The 9,752-nt window shown below is 45.7% G+C and carries 8 protein-coding genes; 4 read left to right on the forward strand and 4 right to left on the reverse strand.

What is annotated here, in order from left to right:
- Both ACLQ6D_RS01945 and ACLQ6D_RS01950 read left to right on the forward strand, forming a co-directional pair.
- Positions 1 to 621, forward strand: a 621-nt coding sequence (locus ACLQ6D_RS01945; RefSeq protein WP_411725574.1) for a class I SAM-dependent methyltransferase, incomplete at its 5' end; no start/stop codon positions are given.
- 378 nt (positions 622 to 999) lie between these two features.
- On the forward strand, positions 1,000 to 1,338 hold the full coding sequence (locus tag ACLQ6D_RS01950) for a c-type cytochrome (protein ID WP_411725576.1): 339 nt from the start codon (positions 1,000 to 1,002) through the stop codon (positions 1,336 to 1,338).
- 117 nt (positions 1,339 to 1,455) lie between these two features.
- Here ACLQ6D_RS01950 and ACLQ6D_RS01955 read toward each other — a convergent pair whose 3' ends face one another.
- The 3 genes from ACLQ6D_RS01955 to ACLQ6D_RS01965 form a co-directional block, all read right to left on the reverse strand.
- Complete coding sequence (locus ACLQ6D_RS01955; RefSeq protein ID WP_411725577.1) at positions 1,456 to 1,800, reverse strand: hypothetical protein; 345 nt, start codon at positions 1,798 to 1,800, stop codon at positions 1,456 to 1,458.
- A 58-nt stretch (positions 1,801 to 1,858) separates the two neighbouring features.
- Positions 1,859 to 2,449 carry a hypothetical protein gene (locus tag ACLQ6D_RS01960; RefSeq protein ID WP_411725578.1) on the reverse strand — a complete coding sequence of 197 codons (591 nt, stop codon included), beginning with the start codon at positions 2,447 to 2,449 and terminating at the stop codon, positions 1,859 to 1,861.
- Between the two features lie 135 nt (positions 2,450 to 2,584).
- Positions 2,585 to 3,808: an argininosuccinate synthase gene (locus tag ACLQ6D_RS01965; RefSeq protein WP_411725579.1), complete on the reverse strand. Its 1,224-nt coding sequence runs from the start codon at positions 3,806 to 3,808 to the stop codon at positions 2,585 to 2,587.
- 24 nt (positions 3,809 to 3,832) lie between these two features.
- On the opposite strand from ACLQ6D_RS01965, the gene ACLQ6D_RS01970 reads away from it, so the two are divergent.
- Both ACLQ6D_RS01970 and ACLQ6D_RS01975 read left to right on the forward strand, forming a co-directional pair.
- The gene (locus ACLQ6D_RS01970) at positions 3,833 to 3,994 is read left to right on the forward strand and encodes a hypothetical protein (RefSeq protein WP_411725580.1); all 162 of its coding nucleotides are present in this window, start codon (positions 3,833 to 3,835) and stop codon (positions 3,992 to 3,994) included.
- A gap of 248 nt (positions 3,995 to 4,242) precedes the next feature.
- Positions 4,243 to 7,692: a hypothetical protein gene (locus tag ACLQ6D_RS01975; protein ID WP_411725581.1), complete on the forward strand. Its 3,450-nt coding sequence runs from the start codon at positions 4,243 to 4,245 to the stop codon at positions 7,690 to 7,692.
- 115 nt (positions 7,693 to 7,807) lie between these two features.
- Here ACLQ6D_RS01975 and ACLQ6D_RS01980 read toward each other — a convergent pair whose 3' ends face one another.
- On the reverse strand, positions 7,808 to 9,445 hold the full coding sequence (locus tag ACLQ6D_RS01980; RefSeq protein WP_411725582.1) for an AAA family ATPase: 1,638 nt from the start codon (positions 9,443 to 9,445) through the stop codon (positions 7,808 to 7,810).
- Between the last annotated feature and the right edge of the window lie 307 nt (positions 9,446 to 9,752).

Genomic DNA, 9,752 nt, shown 5'->3' on the forward strand with positions numbered 1-9,752 from the left:
GGCGTACACCGCATCTGGAAACGTATTGCCGTGCAATTGAGCAATGTCCGCAAAGGCGAGCAAGTGCTAGACCTGGCCGGCGGCACGGGCGATCTCACCACATTATTCGAGCAACGGGTAGGTGATGAGGGCAATGTTGTCCTGGCGGACATTAACGCCCAAATGTTACGCACAGGCCGTAACCGCTTGATAGACAGCGGCTTGATTGGCAACATCCAGTATACCCAGGTCAATGCCGAATGTTTGCCTTTTGCCGATCAATCCTTCGATTGTGTCTGCATTGCCTTTGGCTTACGTAATGTCACCGATAAGGATGCGGCCTTGCGCTCCATGTACCGGGTGCTAAAACCCGGCGGACGCGCCATCGTCTTGGAGTTCTCCCACCCCATCGACCCGATTACCGAGAAAGTCTATGATTTTTACTCGTTTAACCTGCTACCAAAAATCGGCAAATGGGTTGCCAAAGATGAAGACAGTTACCGTTATCTGGCAGAATCCATCCGTATGCACCCCAAGCAAGATGAGCTAAAAGCCATGATGGAAACGGCGGGATTTGAGCGTTGCGAATACTTTAATATGACGCAGGGAATTGTGGCGGTCCATCGGGGTTATAAAATTTAGCAAATCATGTACGTCCCTAAGCATTTTGAAGTAACCGATGTTAAGGCGATACACGAATTGATTCCCTTAACGGCATTGTTGGTTTGGGGACAACGCTTATCAATCGGTTGAATAGTTCAATTCAAGGCTCACTTTGAGATGAAATAAAACCAGTTAGATACCTAGAAAATACCCGTTTTGAATCGTTTTACGGTATTCAGTTCGGGTTCATGCTGTTTAGTGATAATAGTGCCACTGAAAATAAAATGCGGGTTTTGAAATAAAACATTTGAATTGTGTGCTTATATTTCTTATCCTTTGCCACTCACACATAACAATTAATCGAACCCTAAGGGTTTACTAGCCTGGGTTCTTTTTTAACCACCAAGAGAGGTCAACATGAAAACAACATTAGGGACATTAGCAGGTGTAGCGTTAATCGCATTGAGTGGATCAGTATTCGCTGATGAGCAGGCTGATATCGGTAAGAAAATCTATGACCGTGCTTTTGGTCGTGGTTGCGGCACTTGCCATGACATTTCTTCAAACCCACAGTTAACGGCTAATATCAAAGCCGGCACTTTGACTAGGGCATCATTTGAAGAAGTGCTGACAAATGGACGCGGCGGCATGCCTAAAGCGATCGACGAGATCATGAAAAACGCCGCTGTCACTAAAGCAGGCTACGGCAAAGACCAAGCCCTTGATGCTTTGTGGAAATATCTCGAAAGCAAATAAAGTAGAACACTTCTTAGCCCCAAAAACCGCCTTCATCTTGCATGGAGACGGTTTTTTTATGCCTGACAACAATGTTGAAATTAAAGGCCGTGCAGACGAAGGAAGCTACCTTATTAATTATTGGGTTTGCTGGTAGTCCGTAAGCAACCCAACTACGACAATTACGATGCCGATCACGATGTAAAAGCTCCGCGCAGCGGTATCGAAGCCAAGGGCAAAAGGCAGCAAAACCAAAACGGGGCCAACTACCCGCTCTACCCAACCATGTATAGAAAAGGGGAGTAGTTTGGCAACGCCAAGCGGAAAATCAGTTACAAGGGTCATGGCAAGATGGATTGCTGCCAATGCGTAGGCTAATGCCCCGGCCACGCCGGTCAACCCGATAAGTGTCGGCGCGGCTAGAAATAGCACAACCGTTACATAATCAAGATATCCATGTTGAGTTGGTGAGATTATTTTCATGCCCCTACCCCTTACGATTAATAGCTGATGAAGACGATTGGACAGCTAGACAATAGCTTTAATGCCTGCCCAGATAACTTTTTTTTATTTCCTTATAAGGCAAACGCTTGCGGTATTTCACCCAAACACCTGCCGCCGCCACAAACATCAGTCCACAAGAAGCAAGGCTCGCGTAAATAAGGTGCTTCAAATGCGCCACTTCCTCTACCAATTGGACGTTGGAAACCATGGCTTCCGGTTTTTTGGGGGTATCTGAATAGGAACGCAGCACTTTGATGTCGTTTTTCAGGTCTGCTATCATCCCCAAGGAATTATCGACTGACCCTAATTTTACGCTTTGTTCCAGCGTCTTTAATTTACCTTCAATTGAGCCGCTGAGCAAGCCTATAAGCTGGCCTTTCAGGGTGTTGACTTCAGCAGACACCACGGGATTCATGCCTTCAGCAGCGATCGTGGCAGTGTTGATTTTTTTGGCACTTTTGACGACATCCGAACTGGGGACAAACATAAAACCGACCACCAGGACAATCACCATCAAGAAAAACACAGCACCCACCAGCAATCGGTTGGTTTTCATCAACTGCTGATGGGAAGGGATGGTTCGCACAAGCCCTTGTAATTTAACAAAATCTGTGCATTTTTCTTGCATGTCGCCTGTTATTTTTTTGTCCGCTGGATAAGAATTTACAGTGAACTGTTATTGTTTGGACATCACCGCTTTAATACATTTGTGCCGTCAATATCGAGCTTGTGATTATACAAGGATAATTCTAGCTTGTTTCCACTATTTGCCTGTTTTCGAACGCTTTGCCGTCGCTATCCGCATCCTCAAGGCATTTAGCTTGATAAATCCTTCGGCATCTTTTTGGTTATACGCACCGCCATCATCTTCAAAGGTTGCGATGCTTTCATCAAATAAGCTATCTGTCGTGGATGAACGGCCAACCACAATCACATTGCCTTTGTATAATTTAACGCGCACTTTGCCATTGACATTCGCCTGTGACACATCAATCATGGTTTGCAGCATTTTCCGCTCAGGGCTCCACCAATAACCGTTGTAGATGAGCGAGGCATAACGCGGCATCAGCTCATCCTTCAAATGTGCCACTTCCCTGTCCAACGTCAATGATTCAATGGCCCGGTGGGCTTTGAGCATGATGGTTCCCGCTGGCGTTTCATAACATCCGCGTGATTTCATGCCGACATAACGGTTTTCAACAATATCCAACCGACCTATACCGTTGCTGCCAGCGACCTTATTCAATGTTTCCACCACCTGGGCAGGTGTATGGGCAACGCCATCAATCGCGACTATATCGCCCTGGCTGTAGGTCAATTCGATGAAGGTAGCCTTGTCGGGCGCAACTTCAGGAGAAACCGTCCAGCGCCACATATCTTCTTCTGGTTCTGTCCAAGGATCTTCCAAAATGAGGCCTTCGTAGGAAATATGCAGCAAATTGGCATCCATGGAATAAGGCGAGGCCTTGCCCTTTTTCATCTCCACGGGGATACCATGTTTTTCAGCATAAGCCAGCAAGGTTTGCCGCGAAGTCAGATCCCACTCACGCCAAGGCGCAATAATCTGGATATCAGGCCGCAAAGCATAAGCTCCCAGCTCAAAGCGCACTTGGTCGTTACCTTTGCCGGTAGCGCCATGTGAAATAGCCTCGGCTCCGGTTTTATTGGCAATTTCAATTAGGCGTTTGGCGATTAAAGGACGTGCAATTGATGTACCTAGCAAGTATTCACCTTCATAGACGGTATTGGCACGAAACATGGGGAATACAAAATCACGGGCAAATTCTTCACGTAAATCATCAATATAGATTTCTTTAATTCCTAAAGCCTTAGCTTTTGCGCGGGCTGGTTCGACTTCTTCCCCTTGGCCCAGATCGGCGGTGAAGGTGACGACTTCACATTGATAAACATCCTGTAACCATTTGAGAATGACGGAGGTATCCAATCCCCCTGAATAAGCCAACACCACCTTATTAATTTTCGACATACTGCCTGAACGCTCCACGTTAAAATGGCTGGGATTATACCGGAAAAGTATCCTTTCATCAGCAAGCTAAGCATTGTTGACCTTGGATTTACCGTTAAAAAAGCAATGATTTTAGCCGCGTTTTCTCGATTGCATCACGGCTATCGAGAAATTTTCTTAGCTTTGCTGACTATTTTTGAATTATAGTCATACCAAATAAAACGCCTAACAATACCCTTTCCCTCTGGGAGAGGGAGAGGGAGTTGAACGATTGATGATAACCCTCCCGTTCCAACCTTCTCGGCAATTACTCCTGCATTGCCAAACCACATGGGGATGTGGAAAATGCAGGAGCATTTTTCCACCTACATCCATGTAGGTATCCCAGAGGGGAAGGAGATTTTTGAATTTTTAGAGGTTCTCTAATAACTACCCTAGCCGTGGAGCCATTACAAATGAACGTAAGCATGATGCCGACAGAAATAAGCCAGAAAAAAGACCGGCGGCAACAAAAATACCACCACATCAACCTGCAATTAGCCGCGCTGGGGCAACCCACCTGCGAAATGGATGATGACCGGCAATACCTTAATATTGCCGATGGTTTGCTCAAAAAATACGCCCAGCAACGCCGTTTACTCGCCCAATACCGTTGCCCTGCCGACCAACGTATTGGAGATTTCCTAAACCGCTATTTGTCGAGCAACAGCATCAACGAAACTATCCGTATACCCGGCGAAACCTTTGTGCTAGAGCAAAAAGGGTTGGCAAGGGAATTATCCCTGCCGTATCAAGGAGACGAATTTCATTCGGCCTATATTGATTCTTACCGGATACAACAAGGCGTTCTGCATAACCCCCAAAACGACAAACGCACGACCAAGGGTGTTTTTCATATCGCTGCAGGTGGCCTGCCGATTCCCGCTGATAAAAGTGAAGTGCCTATCACAGCTTATGCAGCAATCCTGGCTATTGCTTTGTCACCCCCTGACGACTTGCTGCGCCTACCCTTTACGAGCAACCAAACCAATCCCGCAAAACTCTGGGTATCGCTGCTGCAAAGACCTATCGTGCGTCCGGGAATATCCCCTGATAACCCAGCGCAAACCATGGAAATCCGCTTTTTTGCCCCAGGCGGCTTGGTTGCCAACCTGGATTTTGTCGAATCTATTTTTGGCAATGCAGGCGACCCGTTCCTGCCGGAAAACGACTCAGCCCTGGACATCGACCATTGGACTGGACATACCGGCTGCATTATCCTCGCGCCGCATCTGGTACATTGCCTGAAAAAGTCTTTGGGACTACCCCATTTCGATGATGCGACTCCCCGCCAACGTAAAGACGGCATGTGCTGGCAACAAGAAGATGAACTGTATAATGACGGCAAACCCTTCAAGCTGGTCTGCCGCGATATGCAGGGCATTATCGTCACCATCATTGCCGACAATTATTTCGGCTACAGCAAAAAAGAGATCAAATCCCACATCAGCTACGCCGCCAACCTGTTTGGCGATTGCGAAGAAGAACATGCGGGCGGCGCCCTTGCTTTTCCACGGGTCATACTCGGTGAAATGCACATACCCAGCGCTTCTGAATTGGCCCCTAAACCTTCTTTTGATAAGGCCCGTCAATTGCTGGCTTCGGTAATGGAGTGTAAAGAGTCCGGTTATGGCATCGACAAAAACCATCCAGACATCATCTTCGTTCCTGCCGATGCCCAAATCAACATCCAGGAACAGCAAATTAGTTGGTTACAAGATAACCACCAGCAATCACTCAAGCTATTGATTAATCATACTTATGTCTATCAAAACGGCTTTAGGGTACACATGGAGCGCCATCCCAATGCGCCTAGTTGGCGGTTGGTAGGCACGTATCCAGAAGGTACGTTTTGCCATAAGCCCAGCACGGTTTCTGGTGGCGGCAAATCGGAAATCTCTAAATCCATTGCTGGTGCAGTCATTTCAGGTGATTTCTTCGTTGAAGATTTCGATAAAGATATGGGTTTTGTGGGCAAGATTTTCGACCATGATTACGCCAACCGTTTTCGTGACCCAAAACTCCACGGCAGCGACCAACGGAGTTTACTGAGCAGTAAACGCACACTGGGATCGGTCATTAAACTGCTGACACCCTCTGCTACCGACTATTCGGATGCCTATAACCAGTGGCTGGAGGAAATTCCCCAGCATATTTTGGGCTTGGCATTAATGATTAAACGTTTTTACAAAAAAGAGTGGGGCTTAAACTGGCGGCAGCATTTTTCGGTTGACTTGGTCAATGGCAAACCAGGGAACGAACTGAAATATCATGGCAGAAAGCTGAGAGCGAGCTACCTGCGCGTGGGTTTCGACGAAAACGGCGCATGGCGGATTTTCAAGTTGCGCCAGGATTTTATCGCTTCCGAAAAATTGCAAATGGAAGATGACATCACCGCATCGACTGTTGTCCCTGCGCGTTACCTCACTGGACTTAATCCTGAATATAACAATCCCAGCGTAAAACTCGTCAACAATTGCGAAGAAAGTTTTTTCCAGCGCCCGGATGACGCTATCCACCGTGGCTCAGATTTGCAAACTGAATTGGATTTTTCCGGTAAGGACAACTTTATCTCTAATTTTCAGCCGCTTAACACGGAAAACGCCAGAGAACTCTTGGAAGATGTGATGCACTTTGAAGAATTCAGTGAACCCATGCAAAAGGTTATCCGTGAAGCCGCGCAAGCGAAGAATGGTCAATATTTCGTTTCTTCCGCGCATCCACGTTTGGTTGACGGCAAAGCTAGCCAAAATGTCCGCTACTTGCAGGTTCGACCCGATATTCTCGACCCGAACCTGCGTTATATTGCGGAACTGTCTACCCGTCTTGCCAGGGGATTAGGCCATGGCCAGCCTGTTTACTTCCCAGTTAATTCGGTATTGACGGGCCGCCGCAACAATCCTATCGACCTCGCCGCAGGTATCCGTCCACTGGCTATCTACAACCCGATCCATTATCAGGAATTGCCAGAACTGTTCATGGATTTTATTTGCAGCTTGACCGGCAAATCACCTTCGACAACCGGTGCAGGCTCAGAGGGCGCACTCACCAAAGGCCCTTTCAACGCATTATCTGCAACCGCCGACCTCAATACGGCGCTAGTGTCTTTTATTTTATGCGGCTACAGCGGCTTTTCTACCGCTGCTGGCTACATTGGCTCAAAACGCCGCATCGACCATGACATCAGCTTGTTGATACCCGAAATCTGGTCGAGATTACCAGTGGAACAACGCTGCCCCAAGTACTTGATCGAACACGGACAACTGGAGAAACTCGAAGATTTTGAGTACCAAGGCAAGACTGTGTATGCCAGCCGACTGGGTTACCGGATCACCGAACGCTTTGTCCATACCGTGTTCGGGAAGGTGTTCAATTACCCAACGGCGGTATTCGACGAAGCCATGCTAAAACCTGAAACCCAAGATATGGCAAGCTTTGTCGATGGTATCAATAACGTCTATGAAGCGCAGCAGCGGGTAGCGCTACAGTATTTTGAAGATGCCACTATCCATGACGCTTGCCCTCCCCTCAAGGCATTACTGCATATCATGGCGAATGGCGAATATGAGGGAAAAGCCATCAACGATCCCGCTATCCGTAAGCTGTTTACCCGGGACTATTTGCTACAAAGCGACTGGTACCAAGAGCGCCTTACCATCAAGCAGCAACGCGACAACCAGCTTTGGCAACGGCATAAGGATCATATAAAACAATGCCTAAGTGACACAGACCGCTACGACCCCCTTAGTTACCAAGTACTGACAAAAAAGCTGGAAAAAGCCGAGCAGATGTTGGCAAAAATATCTAGCCCAAGCTATCTTGATAGCCTGCAGGGGACATTGGGTGCGGATTGGGTGCATCATTAAGTTTCATAACCAGTACAAATTGTAGGGTACGCACCGCGTACCTTTTCAAAGCGATCCGGGTGAAGAAGCTCCATAAAGGTACGCGGTGCGTACCCTACTTGACTAGAGAGTGTATTTAAGGTGGCTTTTTAAAATAATTCTTACCGAAAATAGAATCTTTAAACATGTATACCACGCTAAAGCAAAAATAACGTACGACCTTGTACGGCTTCTTGATAATCAGTTCTATTGTTTTATCCCAAAATTCTCCAAAAATTTTCGCTTGAGTAACACCAAAAAATACTAAACATGATAAAAATGATATTAATATGATGTAAAATGAATCACTCTTATTACTTTGTAACTCCTCGAGAAGAAGAGGAACTTCGCTTTTAAAAGCTGAGACCACGTGAGCTATTATGTTAGGTATATCAGAGGCAGAGTCGAGAAAAAGTAATTGAAATGCAAGCAAAGCACTAGGTATAAAGCCGCCCCACCACGCAACTCTAGGCCACCAAATATTTGAAAGAGTTGCCGGATTTCCGCCTTCGTTATATATTAAAAAGTTATTCCAGTTGCCTACCTCGTTTTCGATTAAAGCCTGACAATATATATGAAAAGTTCTCTCACTACGGGCAATATCCAACAATAGTTTTAGGGTAGCTAAAAAGAACAAGATTAAACAAAACGCCGCAAGCCATAGCGTCCATGAACCATCAAATAACAAAATGAGTATGAAATACAAAATTGCAAAAAACTCTGGGATTAAGTCGAATAGACTCAAGCCAACACGACCTACCCCACGATGGGGATAATATTCTTTGATAGTGCTACTGATTGCTTTTGATAGTGGGAAAATCTTTAGTTCGGACAAGAGATAACGAACCGCAATAAGAAAACCATTGCCACCTAACTTCCGTGTACTCCAAACAAAATCTTGGTGTTGATTGTTGTCGGTATTCTGGTACTTCAGACGAAACTCTTCAAGATCAGGGATACAAGCTAACAATTCACCTTTACTTGTGACGGTTTTTGATGGTTCTCTATACTCAGGATCCATATACATTTTGTTAGAGGCATCAAAAGCTTTTTCTATCATTATTTTAAATTCTTCTTCCATCTCAGGGTATGGCGTTCTATTAACGATATATCGAATTTCTGCATTATTATTAAATTTATGTGTCTGTAAAGATTGCTCACGGTGAAAAAAAACACTTGCTGCTATGGCATCTGGTTCAGGTGATGAAACGATTAGCACTTGATCTGCAACAATCGAAGCAGATATATGGCGGTTTAGTGATCCTGCACCGCAATCAATGAGAATGAAATCAGGATTGTTTTGATTTTTTTTAAGTTTTTCAAGGAGTTCCCTAAGCCAACCAACATATTCCTGTGGTGGAGGGTCTGGATACTTGGCGTTTTGATTTGTCTGATTTTTGGAAGGAATAAAAGCAGGGAGGAACATGACTCTTTTATTTCCATCACTGTCACTCTTCAAGATAGGAACCAATTCTCCTTTAATGCACAAATCTTCTGGTTTTAAATTACTCTTGATTTCTAAAGATGCGACTGTTTCGTAAACTTGACCAAGATTAAGCAAGGGGGTAAACCATAGCGTCAAACCACGGCTGTGAAGGTCTAAGTCGATCAAAACAACGTTCTTTTTCATTTCGGCCAATAGCTTCGCACAAGCCACTGCAATGGATGTTTTACCAGTACCCCCCCGGCCACTAACAAAGCTTAAAACAATAGTCTTTGTCGATTCTTCATTCATAGCTTATGACAAAATGGTTTCTAAACAACATTGATATTACACCTCGTAAATAGTTCGTAGGGCGGGTTACGGCACACAAAATCACCTGAGCCAAAGAGAGTTCTATGCTAATGCGTGTCGTAACCCGCCGAAATGATATTCGCGCATCCGGCGGGTTACGGCGCTTTTAACGGTATGGGTAATTCAAATCCAGTAATTGACGCGCCTAACCCGCCCGGTGCTGAATGCAGCAAACGCAGGAGCAGTTTGTCGTCCATGCGTTGCCAACACAGGGATGTGGTGAATGCAGATATTGCAGGAGCAAATA

It is taken from the genome of Methyloglobulus sp. (assembly GCF_046714055.1).
GTDB lineage: Bacteria > Pseudomonadota > Gammaproteobacteria > Methylococcales > Methylomonadaceae > Methyloglobulus.

Excerpts from the sequence above, each read along its gene's own strand:
- ACLQ6D_RS01950 (WP_411725576.1), top strand. The coding sequence starts at position 1,000 with ATGAAAACAACATTAGGGACATTAGCAGGTGTAGCGTTAATCGCATTG.
- ACLQ6D_RS01955 (WP_411725577.1), bottom strand. The coding sequence starts at position 1,800 with ATGAAAATAATCTCACCAACTCAACATGGATATCTTGATTATGTAACG.
- ACLQ6D_RS01960 (WP_411725578.1), bottom strand. The coding sequence starts at position 2,449 with ATGCAAGAAAAATGCACAGATTTTGTTAAATTACAAGGGCTTGTGCGA.
- ACLQ6D_RS01965 (WP_411725579.1), bottom strand. The coding sequence starts at position 3,808 with ATGTCGAAAATTAATAAGGTGGTGTTGGCTTATTCAGGGGGATTGGAT.
- ACLQ6D_RS01970 (WP_411725580.1), top strand. The coding sequence starts at position 3,833 with ATGGCTGGGATTATACCGGAAAAGTATCCTTTCATCAGCAAGCTAAGC.
- ACLQ6D_RS01975 (WP_411725581.1), top strand. The coding sequence starts at position 4,243 with ATGAACGTAAGCATGATGCCGACAGAAATAAGCCAGAAAAAAGACCGG.
- ACLQ6D_RS01980 (WP_411725582.1), bottom strand. The coding sequence starts at position 9,445 with ATGAATGAAGAATCGACAAAGACTATTGTTTTAAGCTTTGTTAGTGGC.